18 protein-coding genes are annotated in these 18,287 nt (G+C 60.3%); 10 read left to right on the forward strand and 8 right to left on the reverse strand.

The genetic code is table 11. The features are described 5' to 3' along the window. From CRD15_RS07730 to CRD15_RS07745, 4 genes are all read left to right on the forward strand, one after another. Positions 1–970 (forward strand): hypothetical protein (locus CRD15_RS07730; protein WP_187402287.1); only part of this gene is annotated, 970 nt, incomplete at its 5' end. Between the two features lie 4 nt (positions 971–974). Continuing rightward, positions 975–1,226, forward strand: a complete 252-nt coding sequence (locus tag CRD15_RS07735) for a hypothetical protein (RefSeq protein WP_187402288.1) — start codon at positions 975–977, stop codon at positions 1,224–1,226. 109 nt (positions 1,227–1,335) lie between these two features. Then, complete coding sequence (locus CRD15_RS07740) at positions 1,336–1,788, forward strand: hypothetical protein (protein ID WP_187402289.1); 453 nt, start codon at positions 1,336–1,338, stop codon at positions 1,786–1,788. 230 nt (positions 1,789–2,018) lie between these two features. Further along, positions 2,019–2,900, forward strand: a complete 882-nt coding sequence (locus CRD15_RS07745; protein ID WP_187402290.1) for a hypothetical protein — start codon at positions 2,019–2,021, stop codon at positions 2,898–2,900. 201 nt (positions 2,901–3,101) lie between these two features. Here CRD15_RS07745 and CRD15_RS07750 read toward each other — a convergent pair whose 3' ends face one another. Further along, the gene (locus CRD15_RS07750; RefSeq protein WP_187402291.1) at positions 3,102–3,698 is read right to left on the reverse strand and encodes a hypothetical protein; all 597 of its coding nucleotides are present in this window, start codon (positions 3,696–3,698) and stop codon (positions 3,102–3,104) included. A gap of 158 nt (positions 3,699–3,856) precedes the next feature. On the opposite strand from CRD15_RS07750, the gene CRD15_RS07755 reads away from it, so the two are divergent. Continuing rightward, positions 3,857–5,386 (forward strand): peptide MFS transporter, encoded by a 1,530-nt coding sequence (locus CRD15_RS07755; RefSeq protein WP_187402292.1) that lies wholly within the window; start codon positions 3,857–3,859, stop codon positions 5,384–5,386. 29 nt (positions 5,387–5,415) lie between these two features. Here CRD15_RS07755 and CRD15_RS07760 read toward each other — a convergent pair whose 3' ends face one another. The 4 genes from CRD15_RS07760 to CRD15_RS07775 all read right to left on the reverse strand — a co-directional run bounded on the left by CRD15_RS07760 (position 5,416) and on the right by CRD15_RS07775 (position 9,505). Next, on the reverse strand, positions 5,416–6,507 hold the full coding sequence (locus CRD15_RS07760) for a Xaa-Pro peptidase family protein (protein ID WP_187402293.1): 1,092 nt from the start codon (positions 6,505–6,507) through the stop codon (positions 5,416–5,418). Between the two features lie 72 nt (positions 6,508–6,579). After that, positions 6,580–6,792: a hypothetical protein gene (locus CRD15_RS07765; RefSeq protein WP_034970372.1), complete on the reverse strand. Its 213-nt coding sequence runs from the start codon at positions 6,790–6,792 to the stop codon at positions 6,580–6,582. Positions 6,793–6,952: 160 nt separating this feature from the next. Continuing rightward, entirely contained in the window at positions 6,953–8,776 is a 1,824-nt protein-coding gene (locus CRD15_RS07770) for a DUF2075 domain-containing protein (RefSeq protein ID WP_187402294.1), read from the reverse strand. A 36-nt stretch (positions 8,777–8,812) separates the two neighbouring features. Continuing rightward, the gene (locus CRD15_RS07775; protein ID WP_187402295.1) at positions 8,813–9,505 is read right to left on the reverse strand and encodes a DUF1707 domain-containing protein; all 693 of its coding nucleotides are present in this window, start codon (positions 9,503–9,505) and stop codon (positions 8,813–8,815) included. Between the two features lie 249 nt (positions 9,506–9,754). Here CRD15_RS07775 and CRD15_RS10145 point away from each other — a divergent pair, with 249 nt between their 5' ends. Further along, positions 9,755–9,916, forward strand: coding sequence for a hypothetical protein (locus CRD15_RS10145; protein WP_255463805.1), 162 nt, complete (start codon positions 9,755–9,757; stop codon positions 9,914–9,916). Between the two features lie 162 nt (positions 9,917–10,078). On the opposite strand, the gene CRD15_RS07790 is transcribed toward CRD15_RS10145, so the two are convergent. Beyond that, positions 10,079–10,813: an IclR family transcriptional regulator gene (locus CRD15_RS07790; protein WP_187402296.1), complete on the reverse strand. Its 735-nt coding sequence runs from the start codon at positions 10,811–10,813 to the stop codon at positions 10,079–10,081. A gap of 58 nt (positions 10,814–10,871) precedes the next feature. On the opposite strand from CRD15_RS07790, the gene leuC reads away from it, so the two are divergent. After that, entirely contained in the window at positions 10,872–12,293 is a 1,422-nt protein-coding gene (gene leuC, locus CRD15_RS07795) for a 3-isopropylmalate dehydratase large subunit (protein ID WP_187402297.1), read from the forward strand. 106 nt (positions 12,294–12,399) lie between these two features. Continuing rightward, on the forward strand, positions 12,400–12,996 hold the full coding sequence (leuD, locus tag CRD15_RS07800) for a 3-isopropylmalate dehydratase small subunit (RefSeq protein ID WP_187402298.1): 597 nt from the start codon (positions 12,400–12,402) through the stop codon (positions 12,994–12,996). 78 nt (positions 12,997–13,074) lie between these two features. On the opposite strand, the gene CRD15_RS07805 is transcribed toward leuD, so the two are convergent. Beyond that, positions 13,075–14,058, reverse strand: coding sequence for a bifunctional NUDIX hydrolase/histidine phosphatase family protein (locus tag CRD15_RS07805; RefSeq protein WP_187402326.1), 984 nt, complete (start codon positions 14,056–14,058; stop codon positions 13,075–13,077). 164 nt (positions 14,059–14,222) lie between these two features. On the opposite strand from CRD15_RS07805, the gene CRD15_RS07810 reads away from it, so the two are divergent. Further along, a complete protein-coding gene (locus CRD15_RS07810; protein ID WP_034976137.1) occupies positions 14,223–15,227 on the forward strand; it encodes an NAD(P)H-dependent glycerol-3-phosphate dehydrogenase in 1,005 nt (334 codons plus the stop codon). A 57-nt stretch (positions 15,228–15,284) separates the two neighbouring features. Then, entirely contained in the window at positions 15,285–16,418 is a 1,134-nt protein-coding gene (locus tag CRD15_RS07815; RefSeq protein ID WP_187402299.1) for a D-alanine--D-alanine ligase family protein, read from the forward strand. Positions 16,419–16,952: 534 nt separating this feature from the next. Here the strand turns inward: CRD15_RS07815 and CRD15_RS07820 are convergent. Beyond that, positions 16,953–18,233, reverse strand: coding sequence for a DUF3515 domain-containing protein (locus CRD15_RS07820; protein ID WP_187402300.1), 1,281 nt, complete (start codon positions 18,231–18,233; stop codon positions 16,953–16,955). Between the last annotated feature and the right edge of the window lie 54 nt (positions 18,234–18,287).

Raw genomic sequence — 18,287 nt, forward strand, 5'->3', positions numbered from 1 at the left:
TCTGGCCGACTCGCAGGAGCATGCATTCAAAGCCAGTCGAATCCGTGAGCTGATGGTTGATGGGGAGCCACTTCATGTGCCCGTGGACGGGGTTGACTACCAGGTGCGCGGACCTAAGTCTAAGACTGTCAAGTTCGGCAAGACCATTTGTCGGAAGTGTAACAACGAGCTGACGAAGCCGTTTGATGATGCATATGACCACTTCATCGCTTTTCAGTACGAGCACTTTGACTACTTCCGCGAACGTGATGAGTACCAATGGTCAGAGATCTTCGATGGAACCGACTTCACGCAACGCGACCTTGAACGCTACTACCTAAAGAATGTGGGATGCCGGATGGTTGACGCGGGTGCACGTGTGCCAGAAGAGATTCGGACATACTTGTTCAACGCCAGGCAACTGCCCTCGCATAGCTTGCTTTTCTACCGTAACTATGAAGTAGACGAAGCCTTTAGGATCCTCAGCACAATAGTCGGCGGGGAACAGGCTGATTTCATGAGTACGTACGCCAGAGCGAGCGCTACCGGACTGGACGGGAATGCCTACGTGCAGGGGCAACCGATGGGCTATTTTGCTGCGGTAATTCAGGACGGACCTGTTGGAGTCGTGTTCCAGTGGGCAGATCCGAGTCTTGAACAAATCCCGCCACTCACCTTTGGCATTCAACCGAACTTCTTCATGCGGGATCGGGAAATGTTTCAAGGGCCAATCCGTGAACTACTCAATACCTGGGATGACTACACTCGAGGCGTATTTCTTTATCGAGACCTTGAAAAGGTTCGGGCGGAGTTGGAGAAACTTACCGCGCAATTAAATGACCCAGCTCTCCAGCCTGTTGAAAAGCTCTCTGTTATGTACGTTGCGCAGACCAAGCAGAAAAGGGTGAATGCGTTGCTCGCGGAGTTTCAGGAGGTCTTACCAAAAGCGCTTCGGCTTACAGGACAGGATAAACACGACAACGGCTACTAAGTCTGTGCCGACTTCGGTTCGACGGACCGTCGCTCAGCTCCCCGCCGAGACTGTCACCCAGACTCAGACCGCAACGGTGACTTCGACTCTTGCAGCTCCGACGGTCGCCAAGACCGTCTCCGCCGAGCCAAGCGACTCCGGTTCATCTGATGGCTCGGTAATTGGCTGTATCATCGGGCTTCTCACCGCTCTGGGCCTCGGTGGTATCGCTGGATTCATGGCTCAGACCATGAACATTCCTGGCCTGAATTTCTAATCTCAGCTGTTGAAACCGACCCCGCTCCGTTGACTCGACGGAGCGGGGGTTCGCCGATCTTGCTCTCATCCGGCATACTCATTCCCGTCCCTACGGCGCAGGATCATGCATGACCGCATCAACATTTGCCCACGAGGGTTTCTGGATCATCGGAGCCGAGACCAAAGCAGCAATCCCTCAATCAGAGTTCCCGCCCGACATCGTGGCGATGATTGATCTGCCTACCGCTCGCAAGTACTGGCCTTACCTCCCTCACGTGGATCTTGACGTGATGGAGCAACGCCACCCAGGAGCCACGGAACTTATCACTGACCTGAATCGCGCTTTGCACAACGAGTGGGACATGCTCGACGGCTGGACGGGACCGTCTGAATCTGGTCAAGCCCAGCTAATCGTTGAGTGTGTCACGGCTGAGGTTGAGGATCGAGAGCTGGCTTCTTTTTGCAGCGGCATCATCGAGGACCTGTTCCTGTGGGCCATGAATGATGAGCGGTTGGCGATGGAGGGGCGCAAGGTTCTCAAAGAATATGGGGTGCAGAATCCCGAGGCACTGTTGACATAACCCGGCTGGGCTTGCTGACGGTGAACTGGAATTGTGGCGATCGGAACTGCGGCGTAACTATCTGCATTGGCTGATCCTGAATGCTGTGGCAGCGGAACGGCAGGGGGATCGCTTGTCAGCATGGCAGGTGACGGGGTTCGCGGCGGTAAGGGAGTGGTTGACGGGCTTGATTGATCATGAATAATTGTGCGCACAGCTCGGCCCAAGCGTGCACCCGTTAATATATTTCCATGTCTGAAGAGTCTTTCCTGCTGAAGTACGATGGCGCACGTCTGCAGTCCGAGCCGATGTCGGTTGCAGAGATCGGTCCCGTCTTCCTGGCGTTGGACGAACTCGTTAAGGCTATCTACCGCAACGTCGATCCACTGTCCGCCGAAGTGCCTGAGCTGGAGATCGTTGGAGTCGAGCAAGGCTCGTATTCGGTCTTCTTCGATGTTGGAAGTCAGGTTCTCGATGGGGTTCTGAACTGGGCCTCGGACCCGAAAGCCAACACTGCACTCACCCTTGCGGGTGGTGTTGTAACTGTCAAAGAAATCATCGGCTGGGTCTTGAAGGCACTGTCAAACAAAGCCGCGATGCAGGAGCAAAAAGAAGCTCCCTATCGAGATCTTCGTGAGAACTTGCAACTTGAAAGGCTAACTGATGCGCTCTTAGCAAAGCCTCGGGGGCGCAAGAATGTTGCAGCGATCGTAAGGCCGACTCTCGAACCAGGGATTGAAACAGTCGAACTGGCCTGCTCTCGCAGCGTTAAAGTGCACATCAACGAAGAAGAGGCACGGAGAATGGTCAACTACGCGGAGACGCTTCCAGAGCCAACCGTTCAAGTTGTGACCGTCTCGGCTCGCTTTGCCACGGCGAATCTCATTGAGCCCCTTAAGCGCAAATGGCGAATTGAGACTGAAGAGTTTGGAACGATATCCATTTGTCTGCTTGACGAAGAGTTTGCAGTTCTCGTTAGCTCGGGCGAAGTGAACCTTGCGCGGACGTACGACATGCGGATCCGTGTAGAGACTCAGGTCGGACCGGACGATGAAGAGAAGTCGAGCTATGAGCTGTTGACTGTATATACAGACGATGATGAAACTGGCGAACAGATGGAGATGGAACTCTAGACTGTGAGCGAAGTGACTCGTGGACTAGATCGCATCCTCGCTGGGTGAGAACGCCGAGGTAGCTGCCTTGCCGTGGTGCACACCCCGAAATTCTGTGGTGCAGGGGTATCGGCAGGTTGGGGGTTCAGGCTGGTGGGGGAGTTTCGTGAAAGCGCTAGAATTGTTAGCATGGCTTTCAGACCGTGCTTTTTTGTTTACGCCCTATAGCTCGCAGGTAGCACCAACCTCGATCAAGCTTTCGGGTGCTCCCAATCCGCGTAAGTAATCCGGTGTGTAGCATCTACCGCCCATTCCGGAGGTGCGTTCACTGTCGGGCGCAACCTTTTCCCACTCCCTGCCGTTGAAGCGTTCAATCCAGGTGGCATCGGTTTGGTATGTGCCAACGTAGGCCCAGAGACCGTCGCAATACATGGAGACTACGTTGCGGCCGGGCTTGGAGACCGCGTTTTCGACCTTGGTCCAGTGGCATTTGCCCTTCGCTTGCTGCGGCGGCTTCGATGCTGTCGGGGATGTTTCTTCGGAAGGCTGCTTAGGTGCCGAGGAACCGAGAGTGGGATTGGGCTTTTCCTTCTTGGTCTCGCTTGGCTTGCCCGTGGGTTCGGTAGATTCCTGGCTTTCCTGCTCGTTGGAATCCGAGGCGGCGCTCGAAGCGGTGGTATCTTCCGCGACGGTCACCGGTGCGTCGTCACTGTCGTCTGAGCACGACACTAGAGCGAGGGGGAGCAGCGCAGTAAAAACCAGAGAGCCGATCCGGCGGGAGGTGCGGGAGGTGCGTGAGGTGTGGGTAGTGAGGTTCATGAACCTGATTATCTCAAAAGCTTGCCCTGAAGAGTCCCGGTTTGATGGTTACTTGCTTCAAATGTGACATCGGAGTTAAGACAGGGGCACAACACTCAATCTTCGAGAAATATGCCAATGACTTCGTTTATCCGCAACGGTTGTGATGGAATTAACGAATGACTTCTCAATCGAACCCGGAGGGTTCCCCCGCACCAGACGGGGCCTCCACAGCAACCGCGCAATCATCTAGCGCACACCAGGAAGAGCGGACATTCTTCGGCCACCCCTTCGGCCTAGCTAACCTCTCCGGCGTGGAGATGTGGGAGCGCTTCAGCTTCTACGGCCTCCAGGCTCTGCTTGCCTTCTACCTCTACTACTCCGTGACTGACGGTGGCCTTGGCATGGACAAGAGCACCGCCACCTCCATCGTCGGTGCCTACGGTGGCTTGGTGTACCTCACCGGTGTGGCCGGCGCATGGGTTGCCGACCGCATCCTCTCTGCGGAACGCACCTTGTACTACTCCGCGGTGTTGGTCATGCTCGGTCACATCAGCCTGGCCCTTTTGCCGGGCTACATCGGCGTGATCCTGGGCCTGGTGTGCATTGCCGTTGGCTCCGGTGCCCTCAAGACGACCTCGCAGGTGGTTCTGGGCGACCTCTACGACCGCGATGACCCTCGCCGCGACGGTGGCTTCTCTATCTACTACATGGGCGTGAACATCGGTGGCCTGCTCGGCCCGCTGATCACCAACGCGCTGTGGGGCTGGAAGGGCTTCCACTGGGGCTTTGGCGCCGCCGCCCTGATGATGGCTATCGGCCTGGTGCAGTACACCCTCCTGCGTAAGCAGACCATTCAGGACGCGGGCCACGACGTTGTTAACCCGCTGCCGCGTAAGAAGTACCTGCCGGTATTCATCGGCGCTGCTGCAGCGATCGTTGTTTTCGTACTGCTGTTCATCACTGGTGTGCTGAAGGTTGGCCAACTGTCCAACATCACCGCGCTCCTGGCCGTCATCATTGCCGTTGTTCTGTGGGTACAGATGTACCGTTCCAAGCTGGTCACGGATGTCGAGCGTTCCCGCCTTGTCGGCTTTGTCCCCATGTTCGTGGCTTCCGTGGCGTTCTGGTCGCTGTTCCAGCAGCAGTTCACCGTGATTGCCGTGTACTCCGACGAGCGTCTGAACCGCAACCTCTTCGGCATGGAGATTCCCCCGGGCGTGGTGCAGTCCATCAACCCGCTGTTCATCATCCTGTTCGCCGCCGTGTTCGGCGCGATGTGGACGAAGCTGGGGGACAAGCAGCCTTCCTACGCCGCGAAGTTCTCTATGGCACTGGTTGTGATTGGCGGTGCGCTGCTGCTGTTCCTGCCGTTCGCCGGTGGCGGAGCGAACTCCACCCCGATGTGGGCCATGGTGCTGATCCTGTTCCTGTTCACCATGGGCGAGCTGATGCTGAGCCCAGTGGGTAACTCCATGGCCACCCGCTTGGCCCCGAAGGCATTCCCTACCCGCATGTTCGGCCTGTGGTTGCTGTCGATCAGCTTGGGCACGTCCCTGTCGGGCAGCCTGGCTGCCTTCTACAACCCAGAGGATGCCTCCGCGGAGCGGACTTACTTCATCGCGATGTTCGCGGTGATGGTCGGCCTGGGCGCGGTCATGTTCCTGGCCCGCAAGTGGATCCTCAAGCTGTTCGTGGATGTCCGCTAAACCCAGCTGGTTATCCAGCTAGGCTTCTCTCACCCCACGCGCACAAGCTCGTGGGGTGTTGTGTTTATGGGCTCTACCTTTTTGGACGCCACAATCACAATGTCTTCGATGCGTGCGCCCCACTGACCGGGGATGTAGATGCCGGGTTCAATGGAGAATGCCATGCCCTCTTCAATCACAAAGTCATTGCCGGCGATGATGTACGGCTCTTCGTGGCAGGAAAGCCCGATGCCATGGCCGGTGCGGTGGATGAAGTACTCGCCGTAGCCGGCCTCTTCGATGATGTCGCGGACGACCTTGTCCACGTCGCCGGCCGTCACGCCGGGCTTGGCGAATTCCAACCCGGCTTCCTGGGCGCGCTGCAGCACGTCATAGATCTGCTGCTGCTCGTCGGTGGGCTCGCCGACGACGTAGGTGCGGGTGCAGTCGGAGTGGTAGCCGCTGGCCAGGGTGCCGCCGATGTCGACGACCACCACGTCGCCGGATTCGATGACGCGATCGGAGTGATCGTGGTGCGGGTCCGCGCCGTGCGGGCCGGAGCCGACGATGATGAAGTCCACCACCTCGTGTTCCTCGAGGATGAGGCGTTCCAGTTCTTTGGCCACGTCGTTTTCGGTCACGCCTGCGCGCAGCAGGTTCGGGACCTGGCGGTGGACTTCGTCGATGGCGGCGCTGGCGCGGCGCAGCTCGGAGAGCTCTTCATCGTCCTTGCGGATGAACGCCTGGGCCAACACCTGGGTGGCGTTGACGGTGGAGATGCCGCGGGACTGCAGCTCCAGCAGGTGGTCGGCGGTCATTGCAGCGCTGACGGCATAGGAGCCTTCGGCGATGTAGCCGTAGGGGTCTTCGCCGTCGTTCCACCCGATGATCTCCACGCCGAGTTTGCCCGCCACGGACTTCTTCAGGTCTGCGACATCCACGCCGGGGACGATGATGCGGGTGGCGTCCTTAGTAAGAACCAGAGCCGTGAACCGCTCGTGGGTGGTGATCTTCGACGAGATCAGGTACTCCATGTCCGGGCCGGGGGTGGCGATTACGCCGTCCAGGCCCGCCTGTGCGGCGATGTCGCGGACGGTGGCAAGACGCTTGCTAAACGTTTCGGTTGGGAAGAATTCACTCATGGCCACCAGGGTACGCTCCGGGGTGTGGGGGAGCAGTGGGGTGTGGGTGGAGAACCGGCGGGAAGGGGACGGTTAGCCGTTGCAGTTGGGGCCTTCGGTGAGGACAATGTTCGGTACGCCCATTTCGCGCAGGTAACGCTCCGTGTAGCAGGGACCGAAGCCACTTTCGTACTCACTGTCCTGGGGGATCAGCTTCCATTCGGCGCCATCGAACTTGTATAGGGCAAGTCCACCAGAGCCGTAGCGGCCAACGATTGCCCATCTCCCATCGCAATACTTAGACACGAGGTTATCGGTCCCTGGTTGGTAGGTGGCATGGTAAACATCCGGCCAGATGCATTCGCCCTTCGCTGGCTCCTTTGTCTGCTCTTCTGGCTGCTGAGTCTGTTCGGAGGATTCTTCGGATTCTTTAGAGCCGACGGTTGAATTTGTCTAGGGATTTCTTTTACGCATGGAATTTCTGTGCCTGGATTAGAGCATTCCGAAGCTCCTCATCGCACGCGTAGACAAACAATCCGTGAACGCCACGGGTCATCAAAACGTAGAGCTGATTCCACAGAAGTTCATCGGAAAAATCCCCTTTGCCGGAGCCATAGCTGAGTGTCCGCTTATTTGTTGCAGCTCTGAAGAAGCTCTTATCAGGCGAGATTCTGATCTGGCCGTTTTCTAGCTTCACCGATGGACCGATGATTACCCCGGCATAGTTCAAGTCGAAGCCTTGAACGGTGTATACCGAACCAACCTCGTTGATAGTCTGAGGCTGCTCCGCCCAGGCAAGCTTCTTCCGCTTGGTTGCGGCGTCAACTGTTATTTCTCTATTCCAGGGCATAAAGAAATCCCCGATGGATACACCCCACGAGTCACCATTTTCCGGCTTCCTAGAAGCGTTGTATGGCCAGTCGTATGTAGCAACCATTCTGCTTAAGCCACGGTCAGTGTCCGAGGCCTTATGTTTGATTGCGTTTCGCATATCGTTGACGTCGGCAAAAAACTCTACGTGATAGCCCTCGGCATCCCGATGGGAGGTATCCAAGTCGAGATTGGTGATTCTATGTTCCTTAAGGAACGAATTGAGCCAGTCCAAAGTGCCTTGAGACGCAGCCATGCGCATCTGTTTCCTCAGGGGAACCTTTGAATACTTATCCGCAGCCACGAACTCGTGAGGTTCCTTCTCCCACCATTGGTTTGCCTGTAATACCTGTTGCTTATCGTAAACGGCGACGGTTACCTTAGCTCTACTGATGATGTCTAACAGCTGGTTATCGCCCCGGTAGCTTTGCTTGCCTTGGGTCCACAGTAGGTGTGCTTCGTCGATCAGTACGAGATCAACCTTTTCGTTTGTCGAATGGCGATCAATAAACCTGGTTGGCTTCAAGACCCGTTCGTTGCTTTTCGAGTGAAGACCAAGCTTTTCAGCGATCTGCGTGTAGACATTTACCTGTTCGTCGTGGTTAACGACCAGGTAACAATCGAGTCTGCGTTCTTCACCAGACTTGGTGGTGACGGGGTTTTGCATAATGTCGTAGAAAAGGCTACTGAGCAATACGGTTTTACCTGCGCCGGCCTCACCTTCGACCATGACTAGGTTGCCTTGCGACCCCGCATGAATCTTTTCGTACAGCACCTCCATGATATCTCGCTTGGCTGCGACTTGTTCCTCGGTCAAGCTGTGGAAAGGGGAGGCCTTGTAAAGAGCGGAGTCATAAACTTTTTCAAGCTCCGGGAAAAGATTCGCATCGATGGTCTGAAGCTGTGCCCAGATTTCATGGAAAACTTCGTCGAATCGCTCTTTGGTGTAATAATCTAACTGATCGTTGCTGCGCCGGTTCTCAAGTTTTTTAACAGCGTCCACGCTGGAGAGCATGAGCATTAAACGATTCTCTACGTCGAGAGTCAATGACTTATTAAAAAGCTCATGGCCGAGGATGATTAGCTGACTGTTCTTGGAATCCTTGAGCTTGGTCCAGTCTGCGTCATCTTTTCTAGTGTTTTTTAGGTGGGATGTAGTGCGTTGGATAATATCCGTAGTTTCACCCACATACGCCGTATAGGGCTTGGTTTGATTCTTTTCTTCATTCTTGATTACGTAAACGACCGGAAAATTATAGAGAAGATCATCGTCAGTTTTAATCGTTCGATCTCTAAATGCTGCTAGGCGATCATTCTCTTCGCGGCGGATTTTTAGCGACTGAACCCCCGCTTCGTTAAACGCGATTTGTTGATGGATCGCCTGTGTGTCGGCCTGTTTGCGCAATTCAGCATTCTCCATATTTGTTATTCATTACTAATGGTGGTCGTTCGGTTGCTAACCCCGCACAACCTTCACGGTCACGCCGCCGAAGATTGACAGCCCGCGGATCCGCAGCAGGGGAGCGTCCGCCGGCAAGCTGTTCGGGTGGATTGCGCCGTTCTCCACCACCAGCTCGTCGCCGCCAAAAATGCCCAGGCCACCCATGTCGATGCGCACGCCCTCCGGCACCAGCACATCCGCGCCACCAAAGCAGCTATTCAGCCACAGCGTGGTCACCGGATCGCTAAACCGGCATTCCCGCAGGTCAAAGTCCGAACCGCCGAAGATGTTGAAGTTCCAGTGGGTCTTCGGCACCTGCCACGCCGCCTTCGTCACCCCGCCGAATATCGCCAGGCTGAAGCCCGTCTCGGAACCCCCGCCAGTCACCAGCGACCGCGACCGCGCAAGAACCATTTCGCGGTGGCGTTGGGCGTCCGAAGTTTGGTGAGCAGCCCACTCCGCGTCACTCGGCGCGCGGTGCGCAACCGCAGTGCTCGCCTCGATCCTAAACAGCATTTCCGCAGGCTCGTCCACGAGATCATCCAGCAAGTCCACCAACTCGCTACGCTGGGTAGCAGCATGCGCCTGCCCCGACCGCTCGTCGAACTCCGTGAGGGTCAACTGCCCATCGGCCAGAGCACCGGACAGCACCTCCACAGCGGCGGATCTTTCCTGGTCAGTGCAGCGCTTGTCCTTGTAATCGCTCATACTTTTACCCTACTAAAGGAGTCCCCCATTCTCTCTCCATATCGCGTAAACCTGGACTGGCTCTGGGGCACCCCACCCGGCAACGACGGCACGCCCGCCACTGTTCGTGCCGCTCTTTTTGGTATTGACGCCCACACTTCAGCCGAAGCCTGGCTCCGTACCCTCTCGGCGGACGAGGACGGCCGGCGGGGTGAGGGAGGCTGGGGCGCCGAACTGGCCAACCCCGACGACACGACTGGCCCGGCCTTGGTGGACATCACTTCCGCCGGCGAGGATGTGGCCGACGGAATCGAGGACGGCACTCAGAACCTCTACGAGTTCCTTGCCGAACGTGTCGCCCGTGCCGAGCGCGGCGAAACCCCCGGTGCCAGCGAGCTAACCGTGGAGTGGCGCGAGCTGCCGCGCACCTAGCGCATCCAGCCCGTCGCTACTTGTCGTCGTTCTCCAGCGGGCCGAGCTCCGCGACCAGAACCTCCTGGGCGACCTTCATGGCTGACAGGGCAGCAGGCTGCGGTCGCGGCGGGCTAGCCCGTCGCGGGTCCACACGGAACCCCAGACGGGCTAGGGGAGTAGCTACTTCCGCAGCAGGTTCTCCAGCTGGCGGGCGGATTCCTTTAAGTCCGCGCCGAACTTCTCCGCCGGGTGGTCGCCCATGCGCGCCACGGGGCCAGAAATGGAAAGGCAGGCGATGACTGTGCGATTCGGCATATCCGCCCCGAAGATCGGCACGGATGCCGAAGCCAGGGAGGGGTCGCGCTCCGCAGAGGATTCCGCGATCCCGTCGGCCGCGATCTTCTCCAAATCCTCGCGCGTGTACGCGGCCTGGGGGAGCACCTGGTTCTGGAACGCCTCCGGTGCATAGGCAACCAGCAGCTTCGCCGCGGAGCCTGCAGACAATGTCATCCTGTGACCCACCGGAACCGTGTCCCGCAGACCAGTGGCGGGCTCGGCGTTGGCGATGCACACGCGCTCCATCCCGGAGAGGCGATATAGCTGCACGGATTCGCCGGTCTTTGTCATGAGGTCGGGGAGGATGAACTCTGCGGCGTCCTCAAGACGAGAAGAGGTAGACGGCGCCATCTCGGACAGGGCTGGGCCAGTGACCCACGCACCGTCGACCCCGCGCTCGATCAACCGGTGCTTTTCCAGTGCGACGGCGATACGGTGCGCGGTGGCGCGCGGCAGGCCGGTGATGGCGCACAGGTCGGAAAGGTTGCGAGGTTCTGCTGCGATGACCGATAGGATGAAGATCGCTCGGTCCAAAACTTGAATACCGCTAGTTGCGGGAATTTCCGTATTGTGTCCCATGATTTGATACTATACATTCCATCCAGTGGAACTGTATAGCGGACACAGAGGAGAGACCGTGACGAACCAACCCTTAACCCTCGCGGAAAAAGTTTGGCGCGACCACATCGTCGCAGCGGGCGAAAACGGCGGACCCGACCTGCTGTACATCGACCTGCACCTGGTTCATGAGGTTACCTCGCCCCAGGCCTTCGACGGCCTGCGACAGGCCGGCCGCACGGTCCGCCGCCCGGATCTGACCATCGCCACCGAGGACCACAACGTTCCCACCATCGGCGTGAATACCGGCGACCTGCAGGAAATCCAGGAGCCCACCAGCCGCCTGCAGGTATCCACCCTGCGCGACAACGCCAAAGAATTCGGCATCCGCCTGCACTCCATGGGCGACATTGAACAGGGCATCGTCCACACCGTCGGCCCGCAGCTGGGCCTGACCCAGCCCGGCATGACGGTCGTCTGTGGCGACTCGCACACCTCCACCCACGGCGCCTTCGGCTCCATCGCCATGGGTATTGGCACCAGTGAGGTCGAGCACGTCCTGGCCACCCAGACCCTGCCACTGAAGCCTTTCAAGACCATGGCCATCGAGGTCTCCGGCGAACTGCAGCCGGGCGTGACCTCCAAAGACCTGATCCTGGCCATCATCGCCAAGATCGGCACCGGCGGCGGCCAAGGCCACATCATCGAATACCGCGGCGAGGCTATCGAGAAGCTGTCCATGGAAGCCCGCATGACCATGTGCAACATGTCCATCGAGGCCGGCGCCCGCGCGGGAATGATCGCCCCGGATCAGGTGACCTTTGACTACCTGGAAGGCCGCCCGCACGCACCACAGGGCGCGGATTGGGATGCAGCCGTGGAGTATTGGAAGTCCCTGCGCACCGACGACGACGCGCAGTTCGATACCGTCGTCCACATCGACGGCTCTGCACTGACCCCCTTCGTCACCTGGGGAACCAACCCCGGCCAGGGTTTGCCACTGGCGGAATCCATTCCGCAGCTGGAGGACTTCACCAACGACAACGACCGACTCGCCGCCGAGCGCGCCATGGAGTACATGGACCTCAAGCCAGGCACCCCGCTGCGCGACATCAAGATCGATACGGTCTTCCTCGGCTCCTGCACCAACTCTCGCATCGAGGACCTGCGCGCGGCCGCGGAGGTCGTCAAGGGCCGCACCGTTGCCGACGGCACGCGGATGATCGTTGTTCCTTCCTCCACGCGGGTGAAGATGCAAGCGGAGGAAGAGGGGCTCGACCAGATCTTTATTGACGCCGGGGCGGAGTGGCGCACCGCAGGTTGTTCCATGTGCCTAGGCATGAACCCGGACCAGCTTGCCCCGGGCGAGCGGTCGGCCTCCACCTCCAACCGAAACTTCGAAGGCCGCCAGGGCAAGGGCGGGCGCACGCACCTGGTCTCCCCACCAGTTGCCGCCGCCACCGCCGTGACGGGCCACCTTGCAGGCCCGGCGGATCTGTAAACCGACCGCTAGATACCCGCACAAGACCCGCCCAAAAATTTTTTTCGAGCCTCCCCGCCAGCGACCTAGACAGCAGGTGGGGGAGCAGAAAGCAGAAGAGAACACCATGGAAAAGTTCAACACCCACACTGGCGTGGCGGCACCGCTGAACCGCTCTAACGTCGACACCGACCAGATCATCCCCGCCGTCTACCTGAAGCGCGTGACCCGCACCGGCTTCGAGGACGGCCTGTTCGCCGGCTGGCGCAAGGACCCGGAGTTCATCCTGAACCAGGAGCCCTACAAGAACGCCTCCGTGCTGGTGGCCGGCCCGGACTTCGGCACCGGCTCCTCCCGCGAGCACGCCGTCTGGGCGCTGATGGATTACGGCTTCCGCGTGGTTCTTTCCTCCCGCTTCGCGGACATCTTCCGCGGCAACTCCGGCAAGGCAGGCCTGCTGGCCGCCCAGATGGAACAAAGCGACATTGAGCTGATCTGGAAGCTGCTGGAACAGCAGCCGGGTGCGGAAATTACCGTGAACCTGGAGGACCGCACCGTCACCCTGGGCACCCACACCTTCGGCTTCGACGTAGACGACTACACCCGCTGGCGCCTGATGGAAGGCCTGGACGACATCGGCCTGACCCTGCGCAACGAGGAAACCATCGAGGCCTTCGAATCTCAGCGCGCCAGTTTCAAGCCACGCACCATTCCCGCCAGCTAGCGCAGGCTAGCTACGGCGCCGGAGCAGCAGAGTCAGGGGGACAGGCCGGGGCGCCGGAGCAGCAGAGCCGGGGACCGCTTACTTTACAGACAGCGGGCTGGCCAGGTAGTCCAGCCCCAGCAGCTTATCCCCGGCGAAGTGCAGCACCCACGTGCTGGACTTCTTCACCCGCATATCCTCAATCTCCACGTCGTGCTCGCCCGCAACGCGGGCCAGCACGCCCGGGATCACCGTGCCCTGGGCAACGACCATCGACACAGGCGCGGTCGTGGTGGCGTGGAACGCATCCACCGCTGCATCCGAATCGGCAGCCCACCCGGCATCGCCCAGGTTGGCGTCAAAAGAAACTTCCAGGCCCAAGTCCTCAGCGATAGGCGCAGCCGTGTGCTCGCAGCGCACCGGCACGGCAGACGCGATCGCCTCCGGGCGGTAACCCGACAGCTCAGAGACCAGCAGTTCCGCCTGGCGGCGGCCCTTCTTCGTCAGAGGGCGCAGGTCATCATCGCCAGCCCAGCCCTCGCGGGCGTGCGCCTTCGCGTGGCGGACGTACAGCACACGGCGGTCGCAACCCAGCTGCAGCAGCCCCATGGCGGCATCCACGACCTTGAGGTCAGCCTCGTAGCTCAGCAGCTCCTTCGCCTCGGCAGGGGAGACCCAGCGCAACTCGTCGGACTCCTCGTTGGCCTCGAACTCGCCGGACAGGTGCTGGGCAGTCCAGTAGTACACCACCTTCGTGCGCGAACCGACCGGGTAGTGGACGTACCCCAGAAGCCAGCCCAAGCGCACGTCAAAGCCGGTTTCTTCCCAGATCTCGCGCATGGCGGTACCCGGCAAGTTCTCGCCCGGATCGACCTTGCCCTTCGGCAGGGACCAGTCATCGTAACGCGGGCGGTGGATCAGGGCGATCTCCACGTTCGTGGACTCTGGGGCGGAAGGGGTGGAGGCGGCGGCGTCCTTAGAAAAGCGCCAAATAACCGCGCCCGCGGCGAAGGTGGGGCGGGCAAACTCCTCGCTGGGGCGGGATCCGATGCGGGTCACGTGCCCCTGATCGTGCCGCGACATAGCCAGGGACGTAGAAAGATCGCCAGTTCCTGTGTGAGTGATCACTTTTAAAGGGATCCCTTTCGATAGACTATTGCCGACAATCGTATAACGAACCCAAAAGTTATATCGAACTCAAGCAGACAAATAAGCGCACGCAGTGCAGGTGGGAAGGCAACAAGCAGATGGTGCAAGTAGCAGTGATGGGCGCAGGATCCTGGGGCACGACTGTTGCCAAGGTATTTGCCGACGCCGGAAACGAGGTCCGCCTCTGGGCACGCCGCTCCGAAGTCGCCGAGGACGTACGCGACAATCACCGCAACAGTGCCTACCTGGGGGATATCGAACTGCCGGAATCACTGACCGGGACTTCCGACCCCGCCGAGGCCCTGGACGGCGCGGAGATCGTGGTGCTGGGTGTGCCTTCGCAATCGCTGCGCGGGAATCTGGAGAAATGGACAGAGGCCGAACTGATCGGCCCAGACGCCTCCCTGGTGAGCCTGGCCAAAGGCATCGAACATTCCAGCGGCCTGCGGATGAGCCAGCTGATCTCCGAAGTGGCGGGCGTGCCCAGCGAACGCGTGGCCGTGCTAACCGGGCCGAACCTGGCGCGCGAGGTAGCACAAGGCCAACCCGCCGCAACCGTCGTGGCCTGCACCGACATGGACCGCGCGAAGCTGATCCAGGCGGCCGTGGCCGCGCCTTATTTCCGCCCGTACACGAACACGGACGTCATTGGCTGCGAGATCGCAGGCACGTGCAAGAACGTCATCGCGCTGGCGGCGGGCATTGCCGCGGGCATGGGATTCGGCGACAACACTGCCGCGACCGTGATCACCCGCGGCCTGGCGGAGACCACCCGCCTGGCCCTGGAGGTCGGGGCCGACGCGCGGACACTCAGTGGCCTGGCGGGTATGGGCGACCTGGTGGCAACGTGTACCTCTACTCTGTCGCGCAACCGCCGATTCGGCGAACACCTGGGCAAGGGGGAGACCCTGGAAGAGGCTGCTGCCTCGACTAAGGGCCAGGTTGCCGAGGGCGTGGTCAGCAGCCAGTCCGTGTTCGAGCTGGCGGGGAAGGTCGGCGTGGAAATGCCGATCACGGAAGCCGTCGTGGGAGTGTGCCACGAAGGCGCAGACGTGCAGCAGGTGATGATGGGGCTGCTCGGGCGCAGCCGGAAGGCAGAGTAGGGGAAACTGCGGGGCGGTGGGGATGTGGCGTCCAGAAAAGGGCTAAGGTAAAAACCCGTGAGTAACGAACCCAAGAAGCACGCACGAACCACCGTCGCCGTTCTGTACGGCGGGCAGTCGACTGAGCACTCCGTATCTTGCATTAGTGCAGGTGCGGTGATCGACCACCTGGATCCCGAGATCTACGAGGTGGTGCCAGTCGGGATTACCGAAACCGGCGCGTGGGTGCCGGGGACGACGGATACTACGCAGCTGCGCGCGGATGGGCGGGAGATGCCGCGCGTGAAGGACGACGGTGTGCACGTGCAGCTGACTTTTGGCGGCTCGGCTGGCTCGGCTGAGGGCGGCGCTGGCTCGGCTGAGGGCGGCGCTGGCGAGATGCGCTACGTGACCGGCCCGCAGGCAGGCGAGGTGTTTGCCCAGGTAGACGTTGTGTTCCCCGTGCTGCACGGCATGAACGGCGAGGACGGCACCGTGCAAGGCGTGCTGGATCTGGCGGGCGTGCGGTATGTCGGCAACGGCGTGCTGGCGTCTGCGGCGGGCATGGACAAGGACTTCACCAAGCGGCTGGCGCGCGAAGCTGGGATCCCCGTCGGCGAGGAGCTGATCCTGTTCCAGCCACGCGAACTGACCGCGGAGGAAAAGGAGCGGCTGGGGCTGCCCGTGTTCGTGAAGCCCGCGCGCGGCGGATCCAGCATCGGCATTTCCAAGGTGGACAGCTGGGAGGACTTCGATTCCGCCGTTGACCTGGCCTTTTCCCACGATGGCAAGGTGATCGTGGAGGCGATGATCCACGGCGCCGAAGTCGAATGCGGTGTGCTGCAGCACGCGGATGGCTCGATCGTGTCTTCTGTTCCGGCGATGCTGAACGGCACCGAGGATGGCGCCGAAGGGTTCTATGGTTTTGACGCCAAGTATGTCGATTCGACCGTCTCCGCCACCATCCCGGCGCCGCTACCTGCGGAGACGTTAACGGAGATCCGTCAACTGGCCATTCGCACGTTCAACGCGCTGGGGTGCGACGGCATCGCGCGAGTGGACTTCTTTGCCACGGAAAACGGGCCCGTGCTGAACGAGATCAACACGATGCCTGGGTTTACCCCGATCTCGATGTATCCGAAGATGTTCGCCGCTGATGGCGTGAGCTTCGGCGACCTGGTCAGCGCGCTGATCGCCCGCGCCCTGGCCTAGTGACATTTGGCGCGGGGAGTGTCTGTTTTAGCCAGCTGCGGGGGCAGATTTCCGTTCTGACGGCATTGGGGCTGGGTGTGCCTATTGTCAGCCTGCGTGAGGGAGGGGGTGTGTCGGAACGGTTGTAGTTTTTGGCCGCGGAGGGCGGGGCAGTGCCGGGACAGTTGCAATATTTTGGGCCGCGGAGGGCGGGGCAGTGCCGGGACAGTTGCAGTTTTTTGGGCCGCGGAGGGCGAAAGTGTCGGAAAAGTTGCAGTTTGTTACTGGGGCGCATTTTCAATATTGCAAACCTGCTGGTCAGGAGCTTTTTGCTCGCGAGGGTGCGAGAGACAAGTTTACGTTCTGCAACTTTTCCGACATTTAGCGACATTTAGCGACATTTAGCACTTATAGCATGGTGCGCGTGAGGTTCCTGTTGCAGCTGGGAAGCGCCGGACTGCGGGGAAGGGCTGCTTCTGCTGGGTCTGGGGGCTGTTGCAGCTGGGAAGCGCCGGACTGCAGAAGTGAGCTGCAGAGGTGAGCTGCAAGGGCGGGCTACTGCTGGGCAGGGGCAGGCTGCTTCTCAGTCTTCTTAAGGGAAGAGGAGATTGCACTGGTCACGGAGGCAATGACCTCGTCGCCGGCGGATTGAGGCATCGCGAGGCCGACGATCTGTTCGTGGCCAAGTGCATACCAGTGACCCATGGTTGAGCCTCGCGAAAGCGAGGGGTCGGAGAACCAAGGGACGTCGTCTACCTGGGTCAACTGGGCTCCCGGGGCGTAAGACTTGGGCATGGCCAAACCACAGCGAATGACCACCGGCTCACGGTCGTCGGCCAAGTATGTGGCCGAGCCGCTGGGGGCCTTGTCAAGTGCGGAGCGGCTCACATCTTTGGGAAGGGAACCAAATTTGGCCTGGTCAGAGGACTTGCCAGAGCCGGTGGAAGTGTGGACCAGTCGCCAGCTGCCCAACGCGGACGGCAGGGAGTCCAGGAACTTGCGGCACGCGGGAGAATTAGTCTCGCCGCCGGAGGTGCCGGAACCGCCGGAACCCTCGGAACCGCCGGAACCCTCGGAACCGCCGGAACCGTCGGAAGTGCCAGCCCTACCGGAACCGTCGGAAGTGCCAGCCCTACCGGAACCGTCGGAAGTGCCAGCCCTACCAGCCCCACCGGAACCGTCGGAAGTGCCAGCCCTACCAGCCCTACCGGAACCGCCGGAACCGCCGGAACCCTCGGAACCGCCAGCCACCGGAGCATCGGACAGGGGGTAGGGGGCGGGCTTTGCTGGAGAGTTGGCGTCATAAATAGAAGAAAGAGCGGAACCCACCGCGCCGAGCGCGCCACCCACATCCGCCGACGTCGTCACCGCCACCGCGGGCGAACCCCCGACCGCATACCAAGTCCGCAGGTCAGAGCCAGGAGTCGCATCGGACACAGCCGTCCAGCGCACTTCCCCCGCAGAAAACACCGGCGACAACACTGTGTACTGGTCGGGGACGTTCACTCCGCAGCGCACGGACAGCTCTGCGCCGGAAGAGTCGCGGTACCCGGCAGCGCCCGAAGGCGCGGGCTCCCGAAGTTCCACAGCGCGGAAGCGCCCCAGGTCGCCCGGCAGCCTATCCACGAAATCGGCGCACACCTGCGACGACGCCTCCGGCGCATCCACCGGCCCCATCGCCATCGGTGCGTACACCTTCCGATCCACCGTGATCTTCGCAGCCGTAATCACCGCGATAATCAGCGCAACGGCCAGCACCGTCGACAGAATAATCAGGTACCGCGGGGTATCAACGGCACGCGGGGTGGAGTCGGGGGAGGAGGCTTCGTCACTCATAGCGCACCATCTTAATTAGACTGTTCGCGGGATCCCAAGGTGACCCCGCCCGCA

This window comes from Corynebacterium sp. LK28, assembly GCF_014335105.1.
In the GTDB taxonomy this organism is placed as follows: Bacteria; Actinomycetota; Actinomycetes; order Mycobacteriales; family Mycobacteriaceae; genus Corynebacterium; species Corynebacterium macclintockiae.